Here is a 26,960-nt window from a genome sequence, read left to right as displayed (position 1 = left end):
CGACGGGCTGACCAGGTGGAGTAACGGTCTGTTCAGCGGAAGTCACGGGAGGCATGGGAGACGCCCACTCTCAGATCCTCGAAGTCGTCGGCGAGGATGTTGGTCACGCCCTCGGGCGAACGCTCCAACATGCCGCGGATGATGAGAGCGGGGGAGTCGCGCACCACGCGGCGATGACGACTCCACACCCCCTGCGAACAGATCACGTTGACCAGGCCGTCCTCATCCTCCAGGTTCAGGAACGTGATGCCGGAGGCGGTCGCGGGGCGCTGGCGGTGCGTCACCAGTCCCGCCACGAGCACACGCCGACCGGTCTCGTGGATGCGCAGCTGCGAAGAGCGCAGCACGCCACGATCATTCAGCGCCGATCGGAAGTGCGTTATCGGATGATCATCCGTGGAGACTCCCGTGGCCCAGAGATCGGCTGCCAGAGTCTCGTACGCGGAGGGATCGGCGAACAGAGGCGGCTGGACAGCGATCGCCGTGCCAGGGAGGTACTCGGGACGATCCTCCGCTGCGGCTCCCGCCTGCCACAGCGCCTCGCGCCTGCTCATGCCGAGGTGCTCGAACGCACCGGCGGTGGCCAGCGCCTCCACCTGTACCGCAGTGATGCCGGTGCGACGCACCAGATCGTGCAGGTCGGCGAAGCTCCCGCGTGCCTGACGCTCTGCCACGATGCGACGTGCGGTGGGCTCGCCGATCCCCTTCACCCCGGCAAGACCCAACCGCACCGCCCACGCTCCGTCGCGGCGATGCGCGGCGGAGAGATCCGGTGCCTCGCGATCGAACGGGCCGACCGGAGGCTGAGCGAACTCCCGGCAGGAGTCGAGGCCCGTGGCGGCGGGAGTCTCGCCGATCAGCTCCACGCCATCGGTGGCCCCGGACAGCTCCAGATGAGGGCGGAGTACCTGCACGCCGTGATGGCGGGCATCGGAGACCAGCGACGCCGGGGAGTAGAAGCCCATCGGCTGGGAACGCAGGAGTCCGGCCAGGAACGCCGCCGGATAGTGCAGCTTGATCCAGGAACTGGCGTAGACCAGCAGGGCGAACGAGATGGAGTGCGACTCCGCGAAGCCGAAGTTCGAGAAGGCCTGAATCTGCGCGTAGATGGTGTCGGCGGCTTCCTCGCTGAGCTTGTTCTCGCGCATACCGGCGTAGAGCTTCTCCTTCAGCGAGTCGATGCGCTCCAGCCCGCGTTTGGACCCCATCGCGCGCCGCAGCAGATCTGCGTCCTCTCCCGTGCAGTTGCCGATGGCCATCGCCATCTGCATCAGCTGCTCCTGGAACACCGGGATCCCCTTCGTCCGCTCCAGGACGGGAATGAGCTTGGGATGCGGATAGGTGACCTTCTCCAGCCCCATCTTGCGACGCACGAACGGGTGCACGGCACCACCCTGGATGGGGCCCGGGCGGATCAGGGCGATCTGGATGACGAGATCGTAGAACCGCCGTGGCTGCAGGCGCGGCAACAGACCCATCTGTGCTCGGGACTCCACTTGGAACACCCCGATGGAATCAGCCCGACACAGCATGTCGAAGACCGCCGGCTCCTCCTTGGGGATGGTCTCCAGCTTCCACACCTCACCCGTGGACTGCTTGATGAGATCGAAGCAATGCTGCAGGGCCGCCAGCATCCCCAGCCCCAGCAGGTCGAACTTCACCAGCCCCATCCAGGCGGCATCGTCTTTGTCCCACTGGATGACGGTGCGCTTCGCCATGCGTGCGTGCTCGACGGGAACCACCTCCCCGACGGGACGATCCGTCAGCACCATCCCGCCGGAGTGGATGCCGAGATGCCGGGGGGCCTTCAGCAGCTCTGTGGCGTACTCGACCACCTGGTCGGGGATGTCGTGGTTCTGCTCGCTGGACAGATCGGCACCCCACCGCTCGATCTGACGCGACCAGGCGTCCTGCTGCCCAGGAGAGTAACCGAGCGCCCGAGCCATGTCCCGAACCGCGTTCTTCGGGCGGTACTGGATCACGTTAGCCACTTGTGCCGCGCGCTCGCGGCCGTACTCGTTGTACACCCACTGGATGATCTCCTCACGCCTGTCGGAGTCGAAGTCCACGTCGATGTCGGGCTCTTCGTCGCGGAGCGAGGAGAGGAATCGGGCGAAGGGCAGGTCGTATTTGATCGCATCGACGGCGGTGATGTTCAGCAGATAGCAGACGGCGCTGTTGGCGGCCGATCCGCGCCCCTGACAGAGGATCCCGAGTTCACGTGCCCGCTTCACGATGCCGTACACGATGAGGAAGTAGCCCGGGAAGTCCTTCTGCTCGATGACGGCCAGTTCATCGTCGATGCGCTGCATGACCGCCTCATCGGCATGCGGGTACTTCTCCGGCACGGCGGCATGCACCAGCTCGCGGAGGTAGCTCATGGGAGTGTGCCCCTCGGGAACCTCCTGCTTCGGGAGTGCGGGACGGGCGCGGCGCAGGGGAAAAGCGAGTTCGTCGGCGAGGGTCACCGTGCGTGCCACCGCCCCGGGATACCGGGCGAAGCGCAGGTGCATCTCCGCCCCGGAGCGCAGATGCGCCCCGCCGTGCGCGGGAAGCCAGCCGTCGAGATCGTCCATGCTCCGGTTCGCCCGCACCGCGGCCACGGCGGAGGCGAGGCGAGACTGCTGGGGACGCGCGTAGTGGACGTTGTTGCTGGCGAGGGTGGGAAGCCGGTGCCGAGCGGCGAGGGCAGCGAGGGTGTCGTTGCGCACGGTGTCTTCCGGCTCACCGTGATCAGTGAGCTCCACGTACACGTTGTCGGGTCCGAACAGCGAGGTCAGCCGCTCCAGCGCCGCCGATGCTCCCTCGATACCGGGTTCTCCGGCGAAGGACGATCCGAGCAGCCGACCGAGCACCGGGGAATCCGGGCCTTCCAGTGCTTGGCGCACGAGACCCTTGCGGCATCCGGTGAGCACGACCCACTCGCCGCCGGACTCGGCACCGAGCTCGTCGAGGTCGTACAGCGGGCGCCCCTTCTCGCCGCCGCGCAGCTGTGCTCGCGTGATAGCTCCCGCGAGCCGGTGATACCCCTCTTCGCCGCGTGCCAGAACCAACAGGTGTGCTCCCGCCGGATCGGCCTGTCCGTTCTGCGGACCCGGGAGACTGAGGGAGAGCTCCGCGCCGAACACCGTGTTGACGCCTGTTGCCTCGGCGGCCTCGGCGAAGCGGACGATGCCGTAGAAGCCGTCGTGATCGGTGATGGCCAGGGCATGCAGGCCGAGTCGTTCCGCCTCCTCGACCAGTTCTTCGGGGGAGGAGGCACCGTCCAGGAAGGAGAATGAGGAATGGACGTGCAGTTCGGCATACGGCAGCGCATCGTCGGGCCGAACCAGTGGCGGCGGGGAATAGGCACCCCGGTGCCTGCTCCACGCGGGGCTGTCTCCACCGTCGGCACCGGCGGGGACGGGCGTCTCCCGTGTTCCGCTCAGCACCTTCTCCAGCTTCGACCACGAGATCGGCGGGTTCGAGAATCCCATCAGTCATACCTCCCCTCAACGCACCATCCGGATTCGTCTCGCAACACGAGCCATGCGGACTCGTCGCCGCACAGCAGTTGCAGGCGATGAGCGCGGACGGCGTTCTCGGCATCCCACTCCCGCTCGCGAAGCGCCCACGGACCGGCCCAGCCCTCCACCTGACGTGAGGAGCCGTCGACGAGGAGCATCACGGGCTCCGCGCTCAGCGCACCACGCTCGTCCACCTCGATCTGCTCGCCGTCGTGCCCGACGACACGGACGGCGCGACGCTCTCGGAAGACCGTCGCCGGCAGCGGATCCGGCATCCGGCCCGGCCACGGCCGGTGCGGATCCCGAGCGAGGACGGCACGATCTCCCCAGGGGATGAGGGCCTGTCGGTCAGCGAGCAGACGACCGCCGGAGGGGGCCGCGACCAGCACGCCCTCATGCCCGAGGATCCCCTGCACGCGCGAGAGCGCATGGTGCAATCGGGCATCGGTGCCCTGGCCGAACAGACCCGGCTGATGATGCGCGGCATCATCCACGGCTTCGGGGATCAGCCTCACCCGACAGACGCCTCCCGCCAGCAGCGGCTCGGCTGCCTCCCACGAGCTCTGCAGCTGCCATCGGACGCGATCCACGATCCCGCCGGCATCGAAGCAGGAGGGATGCAACCAGATGCGCTCCGCGATGTGGCCGCGGTCGTCGTGCAGTTCGATGCGCAGCTCCGTGCACACCAGTGACACCTCGGCCAGCGCCCGGATGACCGCGTCTGCCGTGGTGCGTACCGCGAACGCGATCTGATCCGCCTGTTCCACGGGAGGTTCGAAGGAGATCTCACGCGACAGCTTCGGCGGCGGGGTGCGACTGGTCACCGGCCGCGAATCCGCCCCGGCGGCCAGCGTCTGCAACCGTGCACCGGTTTCGGACAGGCGATCGTGGACGCGGGTGGGATCGAGAGCGGCGAACTCGCCCAGGGTTCGAACTCCCAGGCGAGCGAGGAAATCGGCGAGTGCGGGATCTTCGAGCGAGGTGACAGGGAGGGGGGACAGGAATGCGGCGGAGTCGCCCGGCGCTACGATGCGAACGTCGTCCGCTGCTGCCGCCCGTGCCGCATGCTCGGCGGTGAAGGGGCCGTCGGCCACTCCGGCGCGAACTCCGGGTGCCCCGTGCTGCGCGAGCATTCGAAGGAGAACACGAGCTGCCTCGTCCTCTCCGCCGTAGTACCGGGCGGGGCCGCGGGCACGGAGTGCGCACAGACCGGGACGCAGCAACTGGACGCCGGGGGACAGCTCTTCGATTGCGGCGATGAACGGCTGGAAGAAACGCGCATCACGATCCGGGTCGTCGGCGACGAGATGGACTGACGGGCAGGCGGCCTGGGCGTCGCGACGACGACTCCCTCGTCGTACACCTTCCGCACGAGCGGAGGCCGAGCACGCGATGACGGTATTGGCTCGGATGATCGCGACGGGTGAGGCGGGGTCCCAGGGCTGCGGCAGGCTCAGCGAGTACGCCGTGACGGGCCAGTCCGGAAACCACAGCACGAGGGTGCGAACGGGTGTGCTCATGATGCCCCCAGCGAGGCGAGTGCGCGTTCATCGCGCCGGAGGGCGAGTTCGTCTGAGCCGGCGGGGAAGGCCGGGAAAGGGGTCGGAGCAGGCGACCGCGGGGTGAACAGCCCGCCCGTGGGGCCGGGAAGCTGCACTCGGGAGCGTCGTGTGCCGGCGGAGCGGCGTCCTCGGGCGGTGACTGTAACGGTGCGTGAGCGCAGCAGGCCGTATCCGGTGCCGAGTCCCTCCCACCGGGGATCGTCCAGTCGCAATGCCACGTCTGCACCGGACCAATCGCCATCGATCACCAGGACGCTGCCGCGGTCGCGTAGCCGGGCACTCAGCCGGGCGACCTCGGCATCGCGGGGGCGCGTCGGCGGACGGACGACGATCAGCGGCATCACCTCGGAGACGGCGGCCGCGACCGACATCCAGCGCTCGCCGGGGTGCGGGATGAGGGCGAGTCGATCCAGAGCGATCCCGTAAGCGGATGCCGCCTCCGTGCCGAGAGCGGGGATGCCGAGGACCGCGCACCAGGATCCGGCACGCGAGGCCTCGCTCAGCAGTGCCAGCAGCAGACTGGTGGAGGACTCAACGGCGTAGACGGAACCGGGCGCGAGACCGCCCCCGGGAAACAGCGGAGACAGCTCCTCGGAGACGGGGACCAGTGCGGTGTCGGCACGACGGCGCTGCATCGTGTCGATGCGGCCCTGCAGGCGCTCGATCTCGGCGGCGAGATCGCCGAGATCGCTTTTTCGTGCCAGTGCCATGGATCGATCCTAGAAAGTATGTTCGAATATCGCAACGCGATACGAGCACACTAATTCGAACGTCGGACATTGGTGGCCGACGGTGGAATCCCGGCTGTGGATAGATGTGTGTCAGGAGTACACGGCGAGCTCGAAAGCGTCCAGTCCTCGCTCCGCGGCCTCATCGAACCACGGCAGCAGCTGCGCGCTCCAGACGGCGGCGATGCCGCTGCTGCGATCGACCCAGAAATGCACGTTGGCCAGCCCCGCCCATGATAGTGAGCCGGCTCGGCGCCGGCCGGGAAGATCCTCTTCCAGACGCAGCAGCGATACCGCCCAGGACTTCGCCCGACCGGGGAAGAAGTCCACGGGTCGCGTGAGTGCGGGAATCGCAGACGGGAACGGTCGCACGACCACGTCCGGTGCCGCCTGTGTGGCCCAGGTCACCGTCTCGGGGCGCAGGACACGTCCTCCCGGAGCGGCGCCATCCCCGAGCCAAACGCGCAAGAAGGCCAGATAGTCCGCGACCGTCCCGAACAGCCCCTGCCCACCCATGTCCACCTCCGGGGCCTCCGGCGGGAGGGCGGGAGAGGGGCGCAGTGAGCCGTCGCTTCGTCGTCGATGCGCCGGCACGAGTCGTGCGACACGCTCGGGCGGCATGTCGAAAGACGTATCTGTCATTCCACAGGGTTCGAAGATCCGGGTGCGGAAGACATCCTCGAGTCGCTGCTCGCGCACGGCGGCGATCGCCAGGCCGAGCCAGTCCATCGAGACGCCGTACGTCCACCGCTCGCCGGGGTCGTGCAGCAGGGGCTGGAACAGCGAATCGCGCAGGGGAGTGGCGGTCCGCGGCCGGGAGCGGGAGAGCAGCGCGAGGCGCTCATCGAACATGTCGTATCCGAATCCCGACGTGTGCAGCAGCAGATCGCGCACGGTGATCGGGGTGCGCGGCGGGCGTGTGTGCGCCGTTCCATCCTCGTCGATGCCCTCCAGGACGCCGATGCTCTCGATCTCCGGAAGCAACCGGGCCACAGGGGTGTCCCATTCGAACAGCCCGTCTTCGAGGCACTGCAGGGCGGCCGTGGCCGTCACCTGCTTGGTCGCCGAGTACAGCGCGATGATTCCGCTCGCGTCCAGGGGTTCGGAATCATCCACGTTGCGCCGTCCCCGGGCGATCAGACGGTGAATGCCGTCAACCCCCGTCACCCCCGCGATGACTCCGGGAATACCGTCGTCCACCGCATCCTGGACGGCCCTGTCCACAGCTCCTGCACGCATGAGCCGAGCTTATGTCGGTGTCGGTGGCGTGCGGCAGGATCGGAGGATGCGATTTGAGTTCGACGGTCCGCTGTGCCGCTGGGAGGCACGCACGGAAGACTGGTACTTCGTCACGATCCCTGCCGAGCTTGGCGGAGACATCGCCGAGATGCCTCGGATGAGACGAGGATTCGGCGCCGTCAAGGTCGAGGCGACCATCGGTGCCACACGATGGCGCACCTCGATCTTCCCGCAGCAGGAGGTTCCAGGCGTCGGCCAGAAGTATGTGCTTCCCGTCAAGAAGGCGGTGCGTGCGGCTGAGAAGCTGGAGCCGGGGGCGGAGATCCGCGTGGCGATCGAGCTCGTTCAGCTGTGAACTGAGCGCTTCGTCTGAAGACGCTGGGAGCGTTTGCAAGTTCATGAGAAAAGTCTCATACTCAGAGGAGTACTCGTTTCTCCTGCGCTGCGAGAGTCGCCACCCGAAAGGCGATAGCAGGAGTGACGGTCAGGCCGAGATCGTTCCTCCCGGCTTCGCCCGTCCGATGCCGACCCCCTCGGCTCCGGACGGGCGATTTTCGTTGTCCACAGGCGGCTACGCGGGTGGACGCAGCCGCCTATCATCCCGAGATGACCGGAACCGAGAGGCGCACGCGGCCACGACCCGTCGTCGTCATCAGCACGGTGCTGCTCAGCGCCGGAGCACTCCTCGCCGCGCTCGATGCCATGCTGCGCGATCGGCTGCCGCTTCCGGGATCTCCTCTGGTGGGCCTCGCCGCGCTTGTCGTCTTCGCCGCGGCAGGCACCGCTTTCACGGTGATCGATATCACCGAGCACCGCCTCCCCAACGCCCTCATGCTCCCGAGCTTCGGAGCACTGCTGACGTGTGTGCTCGTTGCCTGGGTGCAGGACGGCACCGGCACTGCCGCCCTCCGGGCCGGAATGGGAGCTCTCCTCTCGTTCCTCGCCTTCCTCGTACTCTCGGTCCTACGCTCGGGTGGGATGGGAGGGGGCGACGTGAAGCTTGCGGGCCTGCTCGGTGGACTCGCCGCGTGGGCGTCGTGGGAGTCGCTCGTGGTCTGCTTCGCCGCGGCCTTCCTCAGTGCCGGCGTGTTCGCGCTTGCCGGCCTGATGCTCGGCCGGCTACGAACAACCCAGGCCGTCCCCTTCGGCCCATTCCTCATCCTCGGAGGCTGGTGCGGACTGCTTCTGCCGTGAGCCGCGCACATGGCGGACGCGGGGCGTCGAGTCTGCCGCATTCGGCGGTTCTCGTGCACCGTGAACGCGACTCATGATGAGGAAGCGCCCGCGCGGCGTTCAGCACCACCCCGCGAACAAAGGAGTTCCCATGTCCGATACCCTGATCCGCCCTCCCTTCGATGCGGAGTCCGAGGCCGTGCTCGCCCTCATGCAGGAGCAGCTCCCGCCCGTCACGCCGGAGACGATCGCCCTCATGCGTCAGGGAGTTCTCCTGGAAGGGGCGAGCCCCATCGCTGACGCCCTCGAACAGGCCGGGATCACTCGCCGAGACGTCACGATTCCGGGGCACAACGGTGATGAGATCGAGGTCACGGTGCTGGCACGAGCAGATCACACCGGGCTTGGGCCCGGGATCTTCCACACCCATGGCGGAGGCATGATCGTCGGCGACCGAATGCTGGGCGTCGAACAGCTGATCCCCTGGATCGTGGAACACGACGCGGTGGCCGTGACGGTGGAGTACCGCCTCGCTCCGGAGTATCCCGACCCGTATCCCACCGAGGACTCGTACGCCGCACTCGTCTGGACAGCGGCCCACGCAGGCGAGCTGGGGATCGATCCGGAGCGGATTCTGGTCGCCGGTGCAAGTGCCGGCGGAGGCCTTGCCGCGGCGATGGCGCTGCTGGCGCGTGATCGGCGGGGGCCGCGGCTGATCGGTCAGCTCTTGATCTGCCCGATGCTCGACGACCGGGACGCGACCACCTCCACTCACCAGTACCCCGACCGCGGAACCTGGGTTCGCTCGGCCAACATCACCGGCTGGTCTGCGCTGCTCGGTGATCGTCGCGGGAGCGATGAGGTGTCGATCTATGCCGCGCCTGCGCGCGCCACCGATCTCGGCGGCCTTCCCTCCGCCTACATCGACTGCGGTTCGGCCGAGGTGTTCCGTGACGAGGACGTCGCCTATGCCACGGCACTGTGGCGCGATGGCATGCAGGCCGAGCTGCACGTGTGGGCCGGGGGCTTCCACGGCTTCGACATGATGGCCGGTCACACCGCGCTCGCGCAAGCCGCCACGGCGGCCCGGAACGCCTGGGTGGCGCGACTCATCGGAGCCTGATCCGCCCGAATCGAGGGATGGCGGATCGATAGACTGGCATGCGAGCGCGAGGGAGCGCAGATGCAGCGACTGGCCGGAAACCTCCGAACGATCGATCCCGAGGCGAGCGAGAGCCTGCGGATCGTCTCGTACTTCGACGTGCTCATCTCCCGAGGGGCCTCTGTCGACGCGCTTCTGCGCGGTGCCGCGGTGATGGCGAGCGCCGTCGTCGGCGCAACGGTCCGCGGCCGCACCATCCGTCGAGATGCCGACGGGCGAACACCACGGGAGGAGACACCGACCACGTCGTCGCGCATCGACGGCGGCGAGTGGACCGCGTGGATCGAGCGTCCCGGCGTGCCTGCTCCGCTTGACGATGTCATCCTGGAGCGGCTGGCGCTCGGCATCGCGCTCATCGAATCACGCCGTCGCCTGCCCGGTGGCGTGGAAGTTATCATCGACGCCGGCATGGGGGAGGCGGAGCGCGTCGCTGTGCTGGCGCGAATGCGCATCGATCCCGGCGCCCTGGTACGAGTGATCGCATCACCGGCCGGTGCCCTGTCCGGGGCGGATGATGCCGTCATCCTCCCGACGCGCCGAGCGCTGGTACGGGTGCGCCTGGACCGCGAGCTGGTGCCGCCGCAGAAACCGGGACCGTGGGGACTCGGAACGGTGGTGCGCGCTGATCGAGCGCCGGAATCGCTGGAGACCGCGCTCATCGCCCTGCGGCTCACGGACGAACGCGACCGCGTCGTCGACGCCTCGGAGCTCGGCTCGTTCCTCCTGCTCGCACGCGCCTTCGACCCCGACCACCCGCCGGCCGATGTGGTGGCGCTGTCGGCGTTGGATGAGCGCTCACGCCACGTGTTGCGTGCCCTCGCCGAGGCGGAGAGCATGCGCTCCGCCTCGGCGGCGCTGGGAATGCATCACTCCAGTGTCCAGGCGCGACACGAGGCACTCACTCAGACGTTGGGCTATGACCCGCGCACACCGCTCGGGCGCGCGAGATACGTGGCGGCGGCATTGCTGATGAGGCTCGCCGAGTCGTGAGAGTGATCACCCGTGCGATGTCCGACCCCGGGAGTAGCATGTGGCCATGGCAATTGCACGACTCTCCGGCGGCCCCCTCGACGGCCAGCTCCTGCCCCTTGACGATGCAAACCAGGACGAGCTGATCCTGCCGTACACGGAAGGGCAGGTGGTCTACCGTCGCTCCGGCGCGCTGGAGAACACCGGGTCCGCGGACGGTGCCACCACGGCGGAGTTCCACTTCGTCGAGGACACCGAGCCGATCAACCCCACCGACGACTGACGTGACCGGTCCGCAGCGCAGTTTCGAGATCGAGATCACCTTCGACGCGGACACGACGACTCCGCTTCCCGATTGGAGCGCGCTGCCGGGTGTCCGTCACGTGGTGGGTCCCGAGATTCGGCCGCTGGATGCGCTGTATCTCGACACCGCCTCCGGAACACTGGCACAGTCTGGCGTCGCCATCCGCCGCCGGACGGGAGGGCCAGACGAGGGCTGGCACCTGAAGGGACCGATCGTCGACGGCGGGCGAGTGGAGCTGCACTGGCCCATCACTCCCGGCATCGACATCCCCGACACGGTGCGACAGGCGGCCGCGGAGTGGACCGACGAGCCGCTCGTTCCGCTGGCGCGCATCCGTAACGAACGGCATGCGTTCGAACTGCGCGATGCCGACGGTGGCGTCATCGCCGAGATGGTGGACGACCATGTCGAGGCGGAGGATCTCCGATCGGGCCAGGCGCGCGCGTGGCGCGAGTGGGAGGTCGAACTCGGATCGGCCGCTCCCGTGGATCGCGGCGCGCGGGACGACTTCTTCGCCGCGGCCACCCTGCTCGCTCACCAAGCAGGCGCGCGACCCGCATCTTCCGCATCTAAGCTCGCCCGCGCGCTCGGTCACTGACCAGACGGCGCGCGAGGAGGAGTAGCCATGCGTGCGGAAGAACTCTTTGAGACCGCGGCTCGCCGGGCGGATGAGCTGCCGGGCACCGAGATGACCCATCCCTTCGGTCCGGAGCGGGACGTCTACAAGGTGCGCGGCAAGGTGTTCATGCTGCACGCCGAATACGGTGGCGACGTTCGTCTGACCCTGAAGTCGGCTCCGGAGGATGCACGCGCTCTGCGGGAGTCCCACGCCGACATCACGGCGGGCTATCACATGAACAAGAAGCACTGGATCACGGTGTATGCCGGCGGCGATATCGATGCGGATCTCGTCCGCGAGCTTGTCACGGAGTCCTACCTGCTGGTGCTTGAGGGCATTCCTCGGCGTGATCGACCCGTTGATCCCGCGACCTTCGCGCACCGCTCGGAGATCTGAGACAGGGCGGTAACAAGGAAATGACCCCCGAGGCAGCGCCTCGGGGGTCATTCTCTCTGTATTTCAGAAGTTGATCATGTGGCCGGTGAGGCCGTGGAAGGTCTCCTGCAGAGCCTCCGAGAGCGTCGGGTGCGTGTGCACGTTGCGTGCCAGCTCCCAGGCGGTCAGATCCCACTTCTGCGCGAGCGTGAGCTCGGGGAGAAGCTCGGACACGTCCGGACCGATCATGTGAGCGCCGAGCAGCTCCAGGTGCTCAGCGTCAGCGATGACCTTGACGAAGCCGACGGGCTCGCCGAGACCGTGTGCCTTGCCGTTGGCCATGAACGGGAAGGTCGCCACCTTGATCTCATGACCCGCGTCCTTCGCCTGCTGCTCGGTGAGACCGAACGAGGCCACCTGCGGCTGGCAGAACGTGGCGCGCGGCATCATGCGGTAGTCGCCCAGGGCCATGGTCTCGGCCTTGCCGATGGTCTCGGCGGCCACGACACCCTGTGCCTCGGCCACGTGCGCCAGCTGAAGCTTGGCGGTCACATCACCGATGGCGTAGATGTGCGGCACGTTCGTGCGCATGTAGTCGTCGATGTCGATGGCGCCGCGCTCGGTGAGGGCAACACCGGTGTTCTCCAGGCCGTAGCCGGTGACGTTCGGGGCGAAGCCGACCGACATGAGAACCTTCGACGCGTCGATGGAGCCCGCCTGGCCGTCCTTGCCCGTGTAAGTGACCGTGACATTGCCGCCGTTGTCGGTGATCGTCTCGACCTTGGTGGAGGTGAGGATGTCGATCCCGTAGTTGCGGTACTGCTTCTGGATCTCCTTCGAGACATCCGCATCTTCGTTGGGGAGAGCGCGATCGAGGAACTCGATGATGGTGACCTTGGCGCCGAAGTTGGAGAGCACGTAGGCGAACTCCATGCCGATGGCACCGGCGCCGACGATGACGATGGAGTCGGGGACATCACGCGTGAGGATCTGCTTCTCGTACGTGACGACGTTCTCGCTGAGCTGCACGCCCGGAAGCAGGCGCACGGTGGAGCCGGTGGCGATGATCACGTTGTCGAACGTGACCGTCTCCTCGCCGCCCTTGCTGAGCGCGACCGAGATGGTGTTGGCGTCGACGAAGGTGCCGCGGCCGTCGTACTCGGCGACCTTGTTCTTCTTCATCAGATAGTGAATGCCCTTGACGCGGCCGTCGGCCACCTCGCGCGAGCGATCCCAGGCCACGCCGTAGTCCATGGAGATGTTCTGGCCGGAGATGCCGAAGAAGTCCAGCTTGTGGCTCAGCGTGTGGGCGAGCTCGGCGTTCTTCAGAAGCGACTTCGACGGGATGCACCCGACGTTGAGGCAGACGCCTCCCCAGTACTTCTCTTCGATGATCGCGGTGGACAGTCCGAGCTGAGCGCTTCGCACGGCCGCGACGTATCCGCCGGGGCCCGCGCCGAGGATGACGACGTCATAGTGAGGCATGTGTCCAGCCTAGCGCTCCACGGCGCCCACCTTGCCCGCGTGTGGAACGACAAAAGCTTTACGTACACTGTGTACGTAAAGCCGTTCCGGATGGGAGAGTTCCGCATGCCTCGTGCCACACGAGACGCCGCCGAGCGCACCCGGATGGCACTGCTGTCCTCGGCGGCCATGCTGTTCGCCGAGCGCGGCTTTCACGCCGTCTCCGTCGTCGATGTCGCGGGGTCGGCCGGCGTCAGCAGGGGAGCGGTCTATCACAACTGGGCAGACAAGACGGCCCTGTTCGCCGAGGTCGTGGAGCACGCCCACGCCGATGCCGCCGAGCAGGCTGCCGTTGCTACGGCGGAGATCGACGATCCGATCGAGGTGCTCCTGCGCGGAGCACTCGCCTATGTCGCCGCGTGCGCGGACCATCGTCATCGGCGCATCCTGCTCGTCGACGGTCCGGCGGTGATCGATCGTGCGCGATGGGTCGCACTGGAGCGCGAGTATGCCGCCTCGTTGCTCGCGGATGCGCTCGATCGTGCGGAGGTCGAGCCAGCGAAGCGCGCCGTGGTCTCGCTGCTTCTCGCGGGAGCGGTGCAACGGGCGGTGGTGGGGGTCGCGGAAGGGATGCCGCTTGAGGCACTGCATGCGCCGCTGCGGGCGATGATCGAGGCGACGGTCCGCAGCTGACGGACGATCGCGTCAATCACGACAGACCATTCAGATAGCGCTATCTGGATTGCCTGTCATAAAGGTGATTCGGATAGGCTGGTCAGACGAAGGAGGACGAGCGTGTCTGCAGATGAGAACGGCCTGAGCCAGGTCCACCGCGAGGGTGACCGGTACGACCGGGGATCGGACAACACCCAGACTTTCGGGGGTCACGATTCCGACCTCTCGTTCGTGCCCTTCGGAGCAGAGCTGTCGGAGGCCGAGGTCGACGCCATCGGTGCCCTGCCGTCCGGCTCCGCGATCCTGCTGGTTCGCTCCGGACCCACCGCCGGTGCCCGCTACCTCGTGGACGGCGACGTCACCACGATCGGTCGGCACCCGGAGGCGGACATCTTCTTCGACGATGTGACGGTGTCGCGTCGTCACGCCGAGATCGTCCGCAGTGGACGCACGTTCGAGATGATCGACCAGCGCTCCCTCAACGGCACCTACCTGAACGGCGAGCGTGCTGACCGCGGTGTGCTGACCAACGGCGCCGAGGTTCGCATCGGCAAGTTCCGCCTCAACTTCTTCGCCTCGCCCGCTGATCTCGGAACCGACGCCTGATGGCAGCCGCCGCCGACGCACGGGCGGCCTCCGGTTCTCTCCTCGGCATCGGGCAGGTGCTGCGGAGGTTATCGCCGGAGTTCCCGGCGCTCACGAGCTCGAAGCTTCGATTCCTTGAGGTTCAGGGCATCGTCACCCCTGCGCGCACGCCGAAGGGGTACCGGAAGTTCTCGCCCGCCGACGTGCAGCGCCTCACGCTCGCGCTCACGCTGCAGCGGGACCACTATCTGCCCCTCCAGGTGATTCGCGACTACCTCGACGACATCGACGCCGGACGCGAGCCCGCCATTCCGGTCCCGCTCACCATCCACTCCACGGCCCGGCGCTACAACCGCGCCGAGCTGCTGGCGGCGAGCGGCTCGGGTGCACAGCTCCTCAATGACGCGATCAGCACCGGCCTCATCTCTGCCGGTGACTCATACGGAGAACAGGCGCTGACGATGCTCCGCGCTCTGGTCGCGCTGGACCAGCACGGCATCGAACCGCGTCACGTGCGCGGCCTTCGGCAGTCGGCTGAGCGCGAGGTGGCGCTCATCGAATCCGCCCTCACCCCGTTGCTTCGCCGTACCGACGCGCCGTCGCGCGCGCGAGCCGATGAGGTTGCCCCGGAGCTCGCGGCGCGCTTGGATGAGGTGCGACAGATCTTCGTGAAGTCCGCCCTGGAGCGGATGCTCTCGTCCTGAGAGCGACACGCCGAATCGCTCACGCGAATGTCTCGGCGAGAGGACGACTCCTGCTCTAACTTTGGAGTAGAAGTTGAAAGTTTCTACCAGGAGGTGCGGGCAATGCTCGACGAGGGCGACGAGGCGCAGTTCTCCGCTGAGCTTCTCTTCACCGACGGCATGCCCGAGCTCGGTAACGAGGTGGGCTACCGCGGAGCACAGGCCGCCCGCGCCGCAGGCATCACCTACCGTCAGCTGGACTACTGGGCTCGCACCGAGCTCGTCGAGCCCACCGTGCGCGGTGCGTCGGGTTCTGGATCGCAGCGGCTCTACGGTTTCCGCGACATCCTGGTTCTCAAGCTGGTGAAGCGACTCCTGGACACCGGAATCTCGCTGCAGCAGATCCGTACCGCGGTCGAGCAGCTGCGCGCTCAGGGCATCCGCGATCTCGCCGGGATCACGCTCATGAGCGATGGCGCATCGGTTTATCTCTGCACGTCGAATGACGAGGTCATCGATCTGGTCAGCCGCGGTCAGGGCGTGTTCGGCATCGCCGTGGGCAAGGTGCTGCGCGAGGTGGAGTCCACGCTCGTGCAGTTCGATGCCACCGCTCCCGACCCCGTGGACGAGCTCGCCGCTCGCCGCGCTCGGCGTACCGCCTGAGCTTACGGCTCACTGAGCGATGCCCGGTCTCCATCACGTCGAGATCTGGGTGGCGGACACCGCTGACGGTCTCGAGGATTGGCGCTGGCTGTTGGCCGTGCTGGGCTGGTCGCGAACGGCGACGTGGCCTGAGGGGGAGACGTGGTCTGCTGACGGCGTGTACCTCACGTTCACCGGCTCGCCGAACCTCCGTGATGAGGCGCACGATCGGCGTCGCCCGGGTCTCAACCACCTTGCCTTCCTGGGCGGCGCGCGTGGCGACGTGGATCGCATCATGACGGACGCGACCAGCCATGGCTGGACGCCGCTGTACCACGATCGCTATCCGTACGCGGGTGGGCCGGATCACTATGCCGGATGGCTGGAGAACGCGAACGGCTTCAAGGCGGAGGTCGTGGCAGCGGCGAAGGGGTGACGTCCATGGAACTGACGGCCGAGGAACTGCTGCGCGGACCCCGCGGGCGCCGTCTGTGTCTGGAGCTCGCCGCTCAGGACGACACGGTGAGCAACGCCCTGTTCTGGGCGGGACACGCGTATGACTCGAATCCTGGCGTGCTGATCCGCATCGGGGAAGGAGAGCCGGAACCGGACCCGGTGTTCTCCGCTGACGACGTCGCGCAGCTGATCTCGGCGGCACCCGTGCCGGTAGACGTCCCCGCTCTCGGCCGTGCGTTGGAAGAGAGCGTCGGGAGTGCGCGGTACTGGCAGGAGCCCGATGGTCGCGATGTCGTCGCCGGCCAGGAGAGCGTGATCGCGGCGCTACAGCCGGTGGCGGAGGCTGCTGCATCGTGTCCGGGTATCGCGTGGTGGGCAAAGGCTCCGGCGCAGCATTGGCTTGTGGAGTACGCCCCGCCGTGGGGTGCCGAAGATGGCACGGCGCTCCAGACGGTCGCCGACGTTGGCGGGATCCGGGAGAGTATCCGCGACTGGCGGAAGGCCGCCATCGAAGAGGAGGAGACCGCACGGCGCGAGCGCCCTGCCGATCCCACCGACCGCATCACGGGATCCTGGTGGTCGCTGGGGGCCTCGCACCGCCATACCGTCAGCCACCTGCCGGACGCCCTCGCGCTGATGGAGGACATCTACGGGCTGAGAATCGCGCGCACCTTTGCCGTGCGCGGCGGACCGCGCGTGCTGGAGATCCGCACCCCGAAGGATTGGGTAGACCTCTGCCGCCGGTTCTCGGTCGATGTGTCCGCGTCGCGTCGTCACGACTGGTTCCGCACGACGGGTCGGGTCGGCGAGTGGGTGCTACCGGACTGGGCTGCGGTGGCCGAGGAGTGGGACGGGGTCCACCTCACCGTGGCCGCCTATCTGGCCGGGGCGGGTCGTGCACTGACGGTGGATGAGGATCGGGCGTCCGTGATCGCGGGATGGGATCCCGACGCCACCTTCTGGCTCACGAACACCCTCCTGAGTGAGGACGAACCACCGCAGGACTGGACATATGACGACGACCGGGGGTGGCAACCGGCGGTCGCGAACGACCCTCCCGCGGCTCCGTGACGAAATGTGACGGTGACGGTTCGATCACGATTGCGTCAGCGCACGCGCGTGAACAGGATGTGATCCTGCCGTCGACCGGCGATCTCCAGGTATGCGGGGGAGAGGCCGATGCGCTGGAATCCGTTCTTCTCCAGCACGCGCTGCGAGCGGATGTTGTCGACCAGGGTTGCCGCATCCACGCGGTACAGGTCGAGCACGTCGAACGCATGCGCGACAGCTGCCGCGACGGCTGCCGTGGCGAGCCCGTGTCCGTTGTGATCCCGGTCCACCCAGTATCCGAGCGCCGCCGATTGAGCCACACCGCGCTGGATGGTGTTCAGGGTGATTCGGCCCGCGACCTGGCCATCCTCGTCCAAGATCACAAACGGAACGACGTCAGGCTGATCGAGCAGCGCCGTGATCGAGACACGCTGACGGCGCGGTGTCGCCCAGTCCACCGCACGTGACGGTTCGAACGGGGCGAGGAAGTCCGCGTTGGAAGAGGCGAGGTCGGCGAGCGTTTCCGCATCGCCGACCTCGATGAGTCGAATGACCGATCCGCTCACGCGGAAGGTGCCGCCTCGTCGCCGGGAGCCGCGATACGACCCGAGCGCATGATCCGATCCAGCAGCGCGTCGAAGTCCGCGGCCAGCTCCTGGGCGGAATCGCCGGGCCAGATGTGCAGGGGCTTGGCCGCACCCTGCGCCTGCTGCAGCGACGTGCGCTCCGGCAACTGAGGCGAGAGCACGAGAGGGCCGAACATGTCGCGCAGCTCCTTGATGCGGAACTGGTGCTCGATCGACTGCGGACGAACGCGGTTGACGACGATTCCGAGCGGCTGCAGGCGGGGCGAGAGACCGCGACGGATCTCCTCGATGGCGCGCAGGGCGCGGTCGGCGGCGGCGACGGAGAACAGTCCGGGCTCGGTCACGACGATCACGCGGTCAGACGCCGCCCACGCCGTGCGCGTGAGGGCGTTCAAGGAAGGGGCGCAGTCGATGAGGACCAGGTCGTAGTCCGCCTCGATCGTGGCGAGCGCCTCCTCGAGCTTCCAGACGTCGCGCACGCTGGGGTGTGGACCGTCGAAGTTGATGGCGGACGGGCTGCCGATCAGGACGTCGATGGTTCCCGGGTGAACCTTGGCCCATCCCGAGGACGTGATGGCCTGGCGGACCGTCTTCTCCTTCGGGTTGGCGAGGACGTCGGCGATGTTCAACCGCCCGGCCACCTGGATGTCCATCCCCGTGGAGACGTCGGATTGCGGGTCGAGGTCCACGACGAGTGTGCGGATGCCGCGCGCGAATGCCGCGGAGGCAAGTCCGAGAGTCACTGTCGTCTTGCCGACTCCGCCTTTCAAAGAGCTGACGCTGAGTACGTGCACAATCAACCACGTTACCGTCCCGTAGGGTGGAAGGGCTATTCCCCCACACGTCTCACAGAAGACAGAGGTGTCATGTTCTCGAAGATCCTCGTAGCCAACCGTGGTGAAATCGCCATCCGCGCATTCCGCGCCGCTTATGAAGTCGGTGCCCGCACCGTCGCCGTGTTCCCGTATGAGGATCGCTTCTCTCTGCACCGTCTGAAGGCGGATGAGGCGTACCAGATCGGTGACGTCGGCCACCCCGTGCGCGCCTACTTGGATGTCGATGAGATCATCCGCGTCGCCATTGAGTCCGGCGCTGACGCCATTTACCCCGGCTACGGCTTCCTCTCGGAGAACCCCGACCTCGCGGCGAAGGCCGCGGCCAACGGGATCACCTTCATCGGCCCGCCCTCGTCCGTGCTGGAGATGGCCGGCAACAAGGTGACCGCCAAGGAGCACGCGATCGCCGCCGGCGTGCCGGTGCTGCGCTCCACCGAGGCCTCCGACGATGTGGACGCGCTGGTGGCGCAGTCCGACGAGATCGGCTTCCCGCTGTTCGCAAAGGCTGTTGCCGGCGGTGGCGGACGCGGTATGCGTCGCGTGGAGACCAAGGAGGAGCTGGCCCCTGCGCTGGCCGAGGCGATGCGTGAGGCGGACTCCGCCTTCGGAGACCCTCGGATGTTCCTCGAGCAGGCCGTGCTTCGTCCGCGCCACGTCGAGGTGCAGGTGCTCGCCGACTCGCAGGGTGCCACCGTGCACCTGTTCGAGCGCGACTGCTCGGTGCAGCGTCGTCACCAGAAGGTGATCGAGATCGCTCCCGCGCCGAACCTCGCGCAGGAGATCAAGGACGACCTGCACCGCTACGCGGTCGCCTTCGCCGAGTCGATCGGCTACCAGAACGCCGGAACGGTCGAGTTCCTTCTGGAGACCGCGGGCCCGCGGACCGGTGAGGTCGTCTTCATCGAGATGAACCCGCGCATCCAGGTGGAGCACACCGTCACGGAGGAGGTCACCGATGTCGACCTCGTCCAGACGCAGATGAAGATCGCCGCCGGCGCGACCCTCGCCGAGCTCGGCCTCGAGCAGGAGAACATCCACCTGCGCGGTGCCGCCCTGCAGTGCCGCATCACCACCGAAGACCCGACGCAGGGCTTCCGTCCCGACACCGGCAAGATCACCACCTACCGTTCGCCCGGTGGCGCCGGCATCCGCCTCGACGGCGGAACCACGGCTGCAGGCTCGCAGATCAGCCCCCACTTCGACTCGATGCTGGCCAAGCTCACCTGCCGTGGCCGCGACTTCGAGGCCGCCGTCTCGCGCGCACGCCGCGCGCTGGCCGAGTTCCGCATCCGCGGTGTCTCCACGAACATCCCGTTCCTGCAGGCCGTGCTGGATGACGCTGACTTCGTCCACGGCGACGTATCGACGTCCTTCATCGACGAGCGTCCGCAGCTGCTGCGTGGTCGCGAGTCGAAGGACCGCGGCACCAAGGTGCTCAACTGGCTGGTCGACACCACGGTCAACAAGCCCAACGGCGAGAACCCGCTGTCGGTGAACCCGGTCGTGAAGCTGCCGAAGATCAACCTGGCCGAGCCCGCTCCGGCGGGATCCCGCCAGCGCCTTCAGGAGCTGGGACCTGCGGGCTTCGCGAAGGAACTGCGGGCGCAGACCGCACTCGCCGTGACCGACACCACGTTCCGCGACGCTCACCAGTCGTTGCTGGCAACCCGCGTCCGCACCAAGGACCTGCTGGCCGTCGCGCCCTACGAGGCACGGATGCTGCCGCAGCTGCTGTCGGTGGAAGCATGGGGCGGGGCGACCTACGACGTGGCGCTGCGCTTCCTCGGCGAAGATCCGTGGGAGCGCCTGGCGAAGCTGCGTGAGGCGCTGCCGAACGTCGCGATCCAGATGCTGCTGCGTGGTCGCAACACGGTGGGCTACACCCCGTACCCGACCGAGGTGACCGACGCCTTCATTCGCGAAGCCGCCGCGACCGGTGTCGACATCTTCCGCATCTTCGATGCGCTGAACGACGTCGAACAGATGCGTCCGGCCATCGAGTCGGTCGTCGCCACGGGCACCGCGGTGGCCGAGGCCGCCCTCTGCTACACCGGCGACCTGCTGAACCCGAACGAGGACCTCTACACCCTCGACTACTACCTGAACCTCGCCGACCAGATGATCGCCGCGGGCGCCCACATCATCGGCATCAAGGACATGGCCGGACTCCTGCGCCCCGCGGCCGCGGCGAAGCTCGTCTCCGCGCTGCGCGAGCGCTTCGACGTCCCGGTGCACGTGCACACGCACGACACCGCGGGCGGCCAGCTCGCCACCCTCATGGCGGCGGCGCAGGCCGGTGCGGATGCGGTCGATGTGGCCTCGGCGCCGATGTCGGGAACCACCAGCCAGCCCTCGATGTCCGCGCTGGTCGCGGCCCTCGCGCACACCGAACGCGACACCGGCATCGACCTGCAGGCCGTCTCGGATCTGGAGCCGTACTGGGAGGCGGTGCGCCACCTGTACGCGCCGTTCGAGTCCGGTCTGCCCGGCCCCACAGGTCGTGTGTACCACCACGAGATCCCCGGTGGTCAGCTCTCCAACCTGCGCCAGCAGGCCATCGCCCTGGGTCTTGCCGACGACTTCGAGCTCATCGAGAACATGTACGCGGCCGCCAACGAGATCCTGGGCCGCGTGCCCAAGGTGACGCCGTCGTCGAAGGTGGTGGGCGACCTCGCCCTGCACCTCGCCGCGGTCAAGGCAGACCCCGCGGACTTCGCCGCCAACCCGGAGAAGTACGACGTTCCGGACTCGGTGGTCGGTTTCATGGCGGGCGAGCTGGGAGATCTTCCCGGTGGCTGGCCCGAGCCCTTCCGCAGCAAGGTGCTGGCCGGTCGCAACGTGAAGATCGGTGTCACGCCGATCACCGCGGAGCAGGAGGCGGCGCTGAACGGCGATTCGGCCACGCGTCGCGCGATGCTCAACACCCTGCTGTTCCCGGCACCCACCCGAATCTTCGAGGAGACCCGTGAGGTCTACGGCGACCTGTCCGTGCTGGACACCGCCGACTACCTCTACGGTCTGGTCCCCGGCGCCGAGCACATGGTCGAGATCGACCGCGGTGTGCGCCTGTACTTCGGCCTGGAGGCCATCGGCGAGGCGGATGCCAAGGGCATGCGGACGGTGATGACCACGCTCAACGGCCAGCTGCGTCCGGTGTTCGTCCGCGACCGCAGCATCGAGGTGGCAGCGCGATCCGCCGAGAAGGCCGACACATCCAAGCCCGGTCAGGTCGCGGCTCCGTTCTCGGGTGTCGTGACGATCAAGACCGCCGTGGGCGACACCGTTGAGGCCGGTGCGCCGGTCGCGTCGATCGAGGCGATGAAGATGGAAGCGGCGATCACCTCGCCAGTTTCCGGCGTCATCGAGCGCATCGCGATCGCGGGCACGCAGCAGGTCGAAGCAGGCGATCTTTTGGTCGTCGTCCGGCCCGCCCAGTAACCTGGGTGGGCGGGACAGCCTCGCCAGCAGTACGGAAGTGATGTTTCAGTGACGTCTGATCCCAGTATCAACGCGCCCTCCGATGAGCCGGAGAACGGCGTTCTCGCCGAGACCGGTGCCATCGACACCTCGGATCTCGGTCTGCTCACCACGAACACGGCGCACGTGAATGTGATCCTGCCGACCGAGGAGGACGAGGACGATGACGACGTTGTGGACGATGACGACATCTCGATCCTCTTTGACTCGCTGCTGAGCGGTGACACGGTCACCGCTCAGCAGGAGGAAGTCGCCGCGGTCGTCATCGACGCGGACGACGTCGCGGAGCAGGAGCACATCGAACCGGAGCATCTCGCGCAGGAGCCCGCTTCCGACGAGTCGACGTCCGATCCCGACGAGTCGACTTCCGTGGACATCGATGATGAGCTCGATGTCGTCGAGGCCGAGATCATTGACGACGAGGACGAGGTCGCACCTGTGACCGCGGACGCCTCTGACGATGACTTCGCGGACGAGTCCGAGGAGTCTGAGACTGACCTCGACGACGAGCCCGAGGGTGAATCGGACGGCGAGGCGGAGCCTGCCAACACCTCCGTGGATGACGAACCCGTCGATCACCCCGACGAGGAGCCCGAGCCGGAAGCCGTTGACGTCGCATCCGCGACCGCGGTTGCCGAGGACGTCTCTGACGAGGATTCCGAGGACGACGAGCTCGACGAAGACGACGACGAACTCGACGAAGATGAGGAAGCCGAAGACGCTTCCGCGGTGAGCAAGGACTCGGATGAGATCGCCTCCGACGACGAGTCTGACGAGCCTTCCGGGTCGGAGACCTCGGAGGACGACGCCGGGGACGTCGCCTTCGACACGGAAGAGTCTGAGGACGGCGAGTTCGAGGACGAGGGAGCTGAAGGCGAGGGACCTGACGGCGGGGAGTCTGACGAAGACGAGTCCGAGCGCGCCGCCGCAGCCGAGGACGAAGAGCCCGACGCGGACGCCGCCGACTCAGAGGAGTTCGATCGGGACGCCGCCGACGAGGACGTGGAGACGTCCGCCCCTGTCGCGGACACAGAGACTGTCGACACGCACGAGACTGTTGACACGCATGAGACTGCGGACGTCGCTGACCTCGAGTCGGACGGTGTCGACGCCGACGCCCTGCTCGCGGAGGGGGAGACCCCCGCGCCCGAAACCCCCGCGCCCGAAACCCCCGCGCCCGAAACCCCCGCGGTCGAGAACGCGAGTGCCGTCGAGGCCCCGCTGATCGCCGCCGCTGCGGCCGCTGCGATAACGGCCACTCAGACTGATCCGGCACCCGCTGAGCGGAAGGCCGACGAGGAGCCCCCCGTGTCCGAGACTCGCGATATCCACGACCTGGAACGCGTGACCGTTCGTACCGGCGCTGTGGAGACCACGCCTGCGCCGCGCCGACTGGGCGAGGTCGGGGAGGGGGCGTCCCGGGAGACCCCGGACCTGCTCACTGCTGATCGTCTGCTCGACCCGCACCGCAAGCCCAAGCCGGAACCGGAGGGTGCCTGGCAGCACTTCGTGTACACGGTTTCCGGCAAGCGCATCAACCTCGGCGATGGCAAGCGTGCGCGTGAGCGCAAGGAACTCACCGCCCGCATCGCTGCGCCGATCGCCGGCGGCTCGCGCTTCGTCCCCGTGCTCTCGCGTAAGGGAGGCGTCGGCAAGACCACCGTCACCACGCTGATCGGCATGGCGCTGGCCGACGCCCGCGACGACCGCGTGGTAGCCGTGGACGCGAACCCCGATCGCGGCACCCTCGCCGAGCGCATCTCGCGCTCCAGCACGAAGACGGTGCGTGATCTGGTGCGCGTCCGCGACGAGATCCGCGGCTACAACGACCTCTCGAGCATCGTGTCGCGCGATGAGACGCGTCTGGACGTGCTCGCCAGTGACAGCGACCCGCGCGTCGCGGAGGCCTTCAGCGACATCGACTACCGCCACGTCGCCGATGTGGCGAGCCGGTACTACTCCATCGTGCTCACCGACACCGGAACCGGCATCGTGCACTCCGTGATGGGCGCCACCCTCGATCTGGCCGACCAGCTAGTGATCGTGGCCGGGCTCAGCGTGGATGAGGCTCGCGCCGCATCGGAGACGCTCACCTGGCTGGAGACCAACGGCTTCTCCGACATCGCGCGCGGTGCCATCGTCGTGCTCAACCAGACCTCCGCCGGCGCTCCTGTAGTGCGCATGAACGAGGTCGAGGAGCACTTCCGCACCCGCGTCAGCGAGGTCGTCCGTATCCCGTACGACCCGATGATCGCCTCGGGCAGCGCGATCACGTTCCGGGACCTGCAGCCCGAGACCCGCGTCGCCGCGCGGGAACTCGCGGCTCTGGTCGTCAACGGCCTGCGCGGAACGAGCGCCTGAGATGGCGGTTCGTCCGATCCGCCTCTTCGGCGACCCCGTCCTGCGTCAGCCGAGCGAGCCGATCACCGAGATCGATGACGGCGTGCGCTCCCTGGTGGAGGACCTGCTGGACTCTGTGCGCGAGCCCGGTCGCGCCGGCGTCGCTGCGCCGCAGATCGGCGTGAATCTGCGTGCCTTCTCGTACAACGTGGACGGGGAGGTCGGCTACGTGCTGAACCCCGTCGTGGTCGAGGTGCGCGGCGAGCCCGTTCCGACGGGAGAGGGTTGTCTGTCGGTCCCCGGGCTCTGGCACCCGGCGCTGCGCCACCCGTATGCGCGTGTCGAGGGCATCGACCTGAACGGCGAGCGCGTGGTTCTGGAGGGCACCGGACTGATGGCCCAGGCGCTCCAGCACGAGACCGATCACCTCGACGGCATGCTCTACCTCTCCCGTCTCGCTCCCGAGGATCGCAAGATCGCGATGCGCGAGGTGCGCGAGAGCGACTGGTTCTGAGCCAAGATGACGAGTGGCCCGGAGGGTATCCTCCGGGCCACTCGTCGTTCAGCTGATCAGCCGGCGACGGAGACGTTCGTGGTCTGCGCTCCGGGAGCTGCGTAGAGCTCCTCGACGTCGGATGCGAAGTCCGACATGATCACGTTGCGCTTGATCGACAGCTTCGGCGTGAGGTGCCCGCTCGCTTCGGTCCACTCGGTGGGGAGAATGGTGAACTTGCGGATCGACTCGGCGCGCGACACGTTCTTGTTCGCGCGATCCACGGCGGTCTGCACCTCGGCGATGACGCGCTCGTTCTTCGCCGCCTCCGCCAGGGTCATGTCCTTCGACAGGCCGTTGTTGGCGAGCCAGGTGGGCAGCATCTCCGGGTCGAGCGTGACCAGCGCGCCGATGAACGGACGCTGATCGCCGACGACGACGACCTGACCCACGACGGGATTCGCACGGATGACGTCCTCGAGCGGCGCGGGGGAGACGTTCTTGCCTCCGGCCGTGACGAGGATCTCCTTCTTGCGCCCCGTGATCGTGAGGAAGCCCTCGGTGTCGAAGGAGCCGATGTCGCCGGTCTTGAACCAGCCGTCGTCGAAGGCGGCCGCCGTCGCTTCCGGGTTGTTCCAGTACTCCTTGAACACGTTGATGCCGCGGACCTGGATCTCGTCGTCCTCGCCGAGGCGGATGCCGACGCCGGGAAGGGCGGGACCGACCGTGCCGATCTTGGACTTGGTGGCCTGGTTCACCGTTGCCGGAGCGGTGGTCTCGGTGAGTCCGTAGCCCTCGAGGATGTGGATGCCGAGACTGTGGAAGAAGTGTCCCAGGCGCGCGCCGAGCGGTGCCGATCCGGAGACCGCGTACTTCACGTTGCCGCCCATGGCCTCGCGCAGCTTCGAGTAGACCAGCCGGTCGAACAGCGCGAAGCGCAGCTTCAGTCCGAACGGGATCTTCTTGCCCTCGCCGAGCAGCGTCGAGTGCTCGATCGCGGCAGCGGCCGCAGCGCGGAAGATCTTCCCCTTGCCACCGGTCTCCGCCTTCTGCTCGGCCGAGTTGTACACCTTCTCGAACACGCGCGGAACCGCGAGGAGGAAGGTGGGCTTGAACGAGCCGAGCGTGGGAACCAGGTTGCGAGTGTCCGGCTCGTGCCCGGTGCGGACACCGGCATGGATGTCCAGGATGGAGATGAAGCGCGCGAAGACGTGCGCAGTCGTGATGAACAGCACCGTCGACGCGCCCGGCATGTTGACGACCTCGTCGAGCGAACGTGCCGCATTGCGCGCCAGCTCCACGAAGTTGCTGTGTGTGAGCACGCAGCCCTTGGGGCGGCCGGTGGAGCCGGAGGTGTAGATCAGCGTGGCGATGTCGGCGCCGTTGGCGATCGTACGGCGACGCTCGATCTCCTCATCGGCGACTCCCGTGCCGCCGGCGACCAGGGTGTCGAGTGCGCCCAGGTGCATCTGCCACACCGTGCGGATGTTGGGCAGGTCGGAGGCCACCTCATCGAACCGCGCGAAGTGATCGCCGCTCTCCGCGATGAGCGCGACCGCCCCCGAGTCCTCCATGTACCACTGGATCTGGGCGGGGGAGCTGGTCTCGTAGATCGGGACCATCACCGCTCCCGCGTAGAAGAGCGCGAAGTCGACGAGGGTCCACTGGTAGGTGGTGCGGGCGATGAAGCCCACCTTGTCGCCGGGCTCGAGACCGGCGGCGACGAAGCCCTTTGCGAGGGCGACGACCTGTTCCCGGAACTGCCTCGCGGTGATGTCTCGCCACCGCCCCTGCTCGGGAACGGAGAACAGTGCGCGATCGGGTGTCGCCGCGACACGCTGTTCGAGCAGGTCGGTGATGTTGTCCTGCGGGGCGGCGGGAACGATCGCTGGGACTTCGAATGCAACCACGGCAGCTCCTTCGATACCGGACGGGTGGATACGACCCGGGTGGTCGTATCTCCACTCTAGGGCACGGGTTCCCCCTGGCCTGGAACTCAGTGCCAACATTTGCGAAACCGGGTTTCGTGCGGAGT

24 protein-coding genes are annotated in these 26,960 nt (G+C 67.5%); 16 read left to right on the top strand and 8 right to left on the bottom strand.

Translation table 11 applies throughout. The annotated features are described in order from the left end of the window. Positions 1–32: 32 nt before the first annotated feature. The 4 genes from ABTV68_RS12980 to ABTV68_RS12965 all read right to left on the bottom strand — a co-directional run bounded on the left by ABTV68_RS12980 (position 33) and on the right by ABTV68_RS12965 (position 7,035). Positions 33–3,476: an error-prone DNA polymerase gene (locus ABTV68_RS12980; RefSeq protein ID WP_433674114.1), complete on the bottom strand. Its 3,444-nt coding sequence runs from the start codon at positions 3,474–3,476 to the stop codon at positions 33–35. Next, entirely contained in the window at positions 3,476–5,026 is a 1,551-nt protein-coding gene (locus ABTV68_RS12975; protein WP_433674113.1) for a DNA polymerase Y family protein, read from the bottom strand. Before ABTV68_RS12975 ends, ABTV68_RS12980 begins: the two co-directional genes overlap by 1 nt. Continuing rightward, complete coding sequence (locus ABTV68_RS12970) at positions 5,023–5,778, bottom strand: hypothetical protein (protein ID WP_433674112.1); 756 nt, start codon at positions 5,776–5,778, stop codon at positions 5,023–5,025. Before ABTV68_RS12970 ends, ABTV68_RS12975 begins: the two co-directional genes overlap by 4 nt. A gap of 111 nt (positions 5,779–5,889) precedes the next feature. Further along, the gene (locus ABTV68_RS12965; protein ID WP_433674111.1) at positions 5,890–7,035 is read right to left on the bottom strand and encodes a serine hydrolase domain-containing protein; all 1,146 of its coding nucleotides are present in this window, start codon (positions 7,033–7,035) and stop codon (positions 5,890–5,892) included. Positions 7,036–7,081: 46 nt separating this feature from the next. Here ABTV68_RS12965 and ABTV68_RS12960 point away from each other — a divergent pair, with 46 nt between their 5' ends. The 7 genes from ABTV68_RS12960 to ABTV68_RS12930 all read left to right on the top strand — a co-directional run bounded on the left by ABTV68_RS12960 (position 7,082) and on the right by ABTV68_RS12930 (position 11,658). Continuing rightward, the gene (locus tag ABTV68_RS12960; protein WP_433674110.1) at positions 7,082–7,390 is read left to right on the top strand and encodes a DUF1905 domain-containing protein; all 309 of its coding nucleotides are present in this window, start codon (positions 7,082–7,084) and stop codon (positions 7,388–7,390) included. A gap of 251 nt (positions 7,391–7,641) precedes the next feature. Next, positions 7,642–8,229: a prepilin peptidase gene (locus ABTV68_RS12955; RefSeq protein WP_433674109.1), complete on the top strand. Its 588-nt coding sequence runs from the start codon at positions 7,642–7,644 to the stop codon at positions 8,227–8,229. A 130-nt stretch (positions 8,230–8,359) separates the two neighbouring features. Continuing rightward, positions 8,360–9,331: an alpha/beta hydrolase gene (locus ABTV68_RS12950; protein ID WP_433674108.1), complete on the top strand. Its 972-nt coding sequence runs from the start codon at positions 8,360–8,362 to the stop codon at positions 9,329–9,331. Between the two features lie 60 nt (positions 9,332–9,391). Continuing rightward, positions 9,392–10,360: a hypothetical protein gene (locus ABTV68_RS12945; RefSeq protein ID WP_433674107.1), complete on the top strand. Its 969-nt coding sequence runs from the start codon at positions 9,392–9,394 to the stop codon at positions 10,358–10,360. 46 nt (positions 10,361–10,406) lie between these two features. Further along, on the top strand, positions 10,407–10,622 hold the full coding sequence (locus ABTV68_RS12940) for a response regulator (RefSeq protein WP_433674106.1): 216 nt from the start codon (positions 10,407–10,409) through the stop codon (positions 10,620–10,622). A 1-nt stretch (position 10,623) separates the two neighbouring features. Further along, positions 10,624–11,241 carry a CYTH domain-containing protein gene (locus ABTV68_RS12935; RefSeq protein ID WP_433674105.1) on the top strand — a complete coding sequence of 206 codons (618 nt, stop codon included), beginning with the start codon at positions 10,624–10,626 and terminating at the stop codon, positions 11,239–11,241. 27 nt (positions 11,242–11,268) lie between these two features. Next, positions 11,269–11,658, top strand: a complete 390-nt coding sequence (locus ABTV68_RS12930; RefSeq protein WP_433674104.1) for an MmcQ/YjbR family DNA-binding protein — start codon at positions 11,269–11,271, stop codon at positions 11,656–11,658. 63 nt (positions 11,659–11,721) lie between these two features. Here the strand turns inward: ABTV68_RS12930 and lpdA are convergent, their stop codons facing one another. Continuing rightward, positions 11,722–13,122, bottom strand: a complete 1,401-nt coding sequence (gene lpdA / locus ABTV68_RS12925) for a dihydrolipoyl dehydrogenase (RefSeq protein ID WP_433674103.1) — start codon at positions 13,120–13,122, stop codon at positions 11,722–11,724. Between the two features lie 105 nt (positions 13,123–13,227). Here lpdA and ABTV68_RS12920 point away from each other — a divergent pair, with 105 nt between their 5' ends. The 6 genes from ABTV68_RS12920 (at position 13,228) to ABTV68_RS12895 (ending at position 17,213) form a co-directional block, all read left to right on the top strand. Further along, positions 13,228–13,794: a TetR family transcriptional regulator gene (locus tag ABTV68_RS12920; RefSeq protein ID WP_433674102.1), complete on the top strand. Its 567-nt coding sequence runs from the start codon at positions 13,228–13,230 to the stop codon at positions 13,792–13,794. 123 nt (positions 13,795–13,917) lie between these two features. Further along, entirely contained in the window at positions 13,918–14,382 is a 465-nt protein-coding gene (locus tag ABTV68_RS12915) for an FHA domain-containing protein (RefSeq protein WP_433677610.1), read from the top strand. Further along, positions 14,382–15,065 (top strand): transcriptional regulator FtsR, encoded by a 684-nt coding sequence (ftsR, locus tag ABTV68_RS12910; protein ID WP_433674101.1) that lies wholly within the window; start codon positions 14,382–14,384, stop codon positions 15,063–15,065. Before ABTV68_RS12915 ends, ftsR begins: the two co-directional genes overlap by 1 nt. A gap of 102 nt (positions 15,066–15,167) precedes the next feature. Further along, positions 15,168–15,707: a MerR family transcriptional regulator gene (locus ABTV68_RS12905; RefSeq protein WP_433674100.1), complete on the top strand. Its 540-nt coding sequence runs from the start codon at positions 15,168–15,170 to the stop codon at positions 15,705–15,707. 19 nt (positions 15,708–15,726) lie between these two features. Further along, positions 15,727–16,122, top strand: a complete 396-nt coding sequence (locus ABTV68_RS12900; protein ID WP_433674099.1) for a VOC family protein — start codon at positions 15,727–15,729, stop codon at positions 16,120–16,122. A 5-nt stretch (positions 16,123–16,127) separates the two neighbouring features. Continuing rightward, positions 16,128–17,213: a hypothetical protein gene (locus ABTV68_RS12895; RefSeq protein ID WP_433674098.1), complete on the top strand. Its 1,086-nt coding sequence runs from the start codon at positions 16,128–16,130 to the stop codon at positions 17,211–17,213. Positions 17,214–17,248: 35 nt separating this feature from the next. Here ABTV68_RS12895 and ABTV68_RS12890 read toward each other — a convergent pair whose 3' ends face one another. Next, positions 17,249–17,758: a GNAT family N-acetyltransferase gene (locus ABTV68_RS12890; RefSeq protein WP_433674097.1), complete on the bottom strand. Its 510-nt coding sequence runs from the start codon at positions 17,756–17,758 to the stop codon at positions 17,249–17,251. Beyond that, a complete protein-coding gene (locus ABTV68_RS12885; protein WP_433674096.1) occupies positions 17,755–18,573 on the bottom strand; it encodes a ParA family protein in 819 nt (272 codons plus the stop codon). The genes ABTV68_RS12890 and ABTV68_RS12885 overlap by 4 nt, the downstream gene beginning before the upstream one ends. 72 nt (positions 18,574–18,645) lie before the next feature. On the opposite strand from ABTV68_RS12885, the gene ABTV68_RS12880 reads away from it, so the two are divergent. The 3 genes from ABTV68_RS12880 to ABTV68_RS12870 are packed head-to-tail and all read left to right on the top strand — an operon-like array spanning position 18,646 to position 24,946. Then, positions 18,646–22,053 (top strand): pyruvate carboxylase, encoded by a 3,408-nt coding sequence (locus ABTV68_RS12880; RefSeq protein WP_433674095.1) that lies wholly within the window; start codon positions 18,646–18,648, stop codon positions 22,051–22,053. Positions 22,054–22,101: 48 nt separating this feature from the next. After that, positions 22,102–24,453: an AAA family ATPase gene (locus tag ABTV68_RS12875; RefSeq protein ID WP_433674094.1), complete on the top strand. Its 2,352-nt coding sequence runs from the start codon at positions 22,102–22,104 to the stop codon at positions 24,451–24,453. Position 24,454: 1 nt separating this feature from the next. Continuing rightward, positions 24,455–24,946, top strand: coding sequence for a peptide deformylase (locus tag ABTV68_RS12870; protein WP_433674093.1), 492 nt, complete (start codon positions 24,455–24,457; stop codon positions 24,944–24,946). Positions 24,947–25,002: 56 nt separating this feature from the next. Here ABTV68_RS12870 and ABTV68_RS12865 read toward each other — a convergent pair whose 3' ends face one another. Further along, a complete protein-coding gene (locus ABTV68_RS12865; RefSeq protein WP_433674092.1) occupies positions 25,003–26,835 on the bottom strand; it encodes an AMP-dependent synthetase/ligase in 1,833 nt (610 codons plus the stop codon). Positions 26,836–26,960 lie beyond the last annotated feature (125 nt).

Origin of the sequence: Microbacterium gorillae (genome assembly GCF_050990725.1) — a bacterium.
Taxonomy (GTDB): domain Bacteria; phylum Actinomycetota; class Actinomycetes; order Actinomycetales; family Microbacteriaceae; genus Microbacterium; species Microbacterium gorillae_A.
Note: the sequence above shows the minus strand (reverse complement) of the source record. Positions and strands in the feature narration are given on the sequence as shown.

What these genes read in the sequence shown, in the direction of transcription:
- ABTV68_RS12900 (WP_433674099.1), top strand. Translation starts at nt 15,727, where the DNA reads ATGCCCGGTCTCCATCACGTCGAGATCTGGGTGGCGGACACCGCTGAC.
- ABTV68_RS12980 (WP_433674114.1), bottom strand. Translation starts at nt 3,476, where the DNA reads ATGGGATTCTCGAACCCGCCGATCTCGTGGTCGAAGCTGGAGAAGGTG.
- ABTV68_RS12950 (WP_433674108.1), top strand. Translation starts at nt 8,360, where the DNA reads ATGTCCGATACCCTGATCCGCCCTCCCTTCGATGCGGAGTCCGAGGCC.
- ABTV68_RS12960 (WP_433674110.1), top strand. Translation starts at nt 7,082, where the DNA reads ATGCGATTTGAGTTCGACGGTCCGCTGTGCCGCTGGGAGGCACGCACG.
- ABTV68_RS12920 (WP_433674102.1), top strand. Translation starts at nt 13,228, where the DNA reads ATGCCTCGTGCCACACGAGACGCCGCCGAGCGCACCCGGATGGCACTG.
- ABTV68_RS12870 (WP_433674093.1), top strand. Translation starts at nt 24,455, where the DNA reads ATGGCGGTTCGTCCGATCCGCCTCTTCGGCGACCCCGTCCTGCGTCAG.
- ABTV68_RS12965 (WP_433674111.1), bottom strand. Translation starts at nt 7,035, where the DNA reads ATGCGTGCAGGAGCTGTGGACAGGGCCGTCCAGGATGCGGTGGACGAC.
- ABTV68_RS12955 (WP_433674109.1), top strand. Translation starts at nt 7,642, where the DNA reads ATGACCGGAACCGAGAGGCGCACGCGGCCACGACCCGTCGTCGTCATC.
- ABTV68_RS12880 (WP_433674095.1), top strand. Translation starts at nt 18,646, where the DNA reads ATGTTCTCGAAGATCCTCGTAGCCAACCGTGGTGAAATCGCCATCCGC.
- ABTV68_RS12975 (WP_433674113.1), bottom strand. Translation starts at nt 5,026, where the DNA reads ATGAGCACACCCGTTCGCACCCTCGTGCTGTGGTTTCCGGACTGGCCC.
- ABTV68_RS12905 (WP_433674100.1), top strand. Translation starts at nt 15,168, where the DNA reads ATGCTCGACGAGGGCGACGAGGCGCAGTTCTCCGCTGAGCTTCTCTTC.
- ABTV68_RS12895 (WP_433674098.1), top strand. Translation starts at nt 16,128, where the DNA reads ATGGAACTGACGGCCGAGGAACTGCTGCGCGGACCCCGCGGGCGCCGT.
- ABTV68_RS12930 (WP_433674104.1), top strand. Translation starts at nt 11,269, where the DNA reads ATGCGTGCGGAAGAACTCTTTGAGACCGCGGCTCGCCGGGCGGATGAG.
- ftsR (WP_433674101.1), top strand. Translation starts at nt 14,382, where the DNA reads ATGGCAGCCGCCGCCGACGCACGGGCGGCCTCCGGTTCTCTCCTCGGC.
- lpdA (WP_433674103.1), bottom strand. Translation starts at nt 13,122, where the DNA reads ATGCCTCACTATGACGTCGTCATCCTCGGCGCGGGCCCCGGCGGATAC.
- ABTV68_RS12945 (WP_433674107.1), top strand. Translation starts at nt 9,392, where the DNA reads ATGCAGCGACTGGCCGGAAACCTCCGAACGATCGATCCCGAGGCGAGC.
- ABTV68_RS12940 (WP_433674106.1), top strand. Translation starts at nt 10,407, where the DNA reads ATGGCAATTGCACGACTCTCCGGCGGCCCCCTCGACGGCCAGCTCCTG.
- ABTV68_RS12970 (WP_433674112.1), bottom strand. Translation starts at nt 5,778, where the DNA reads ATGGCACTGGCACGAAAAAGCGATCTCGGCGATCTCGCCGCCGAGATC.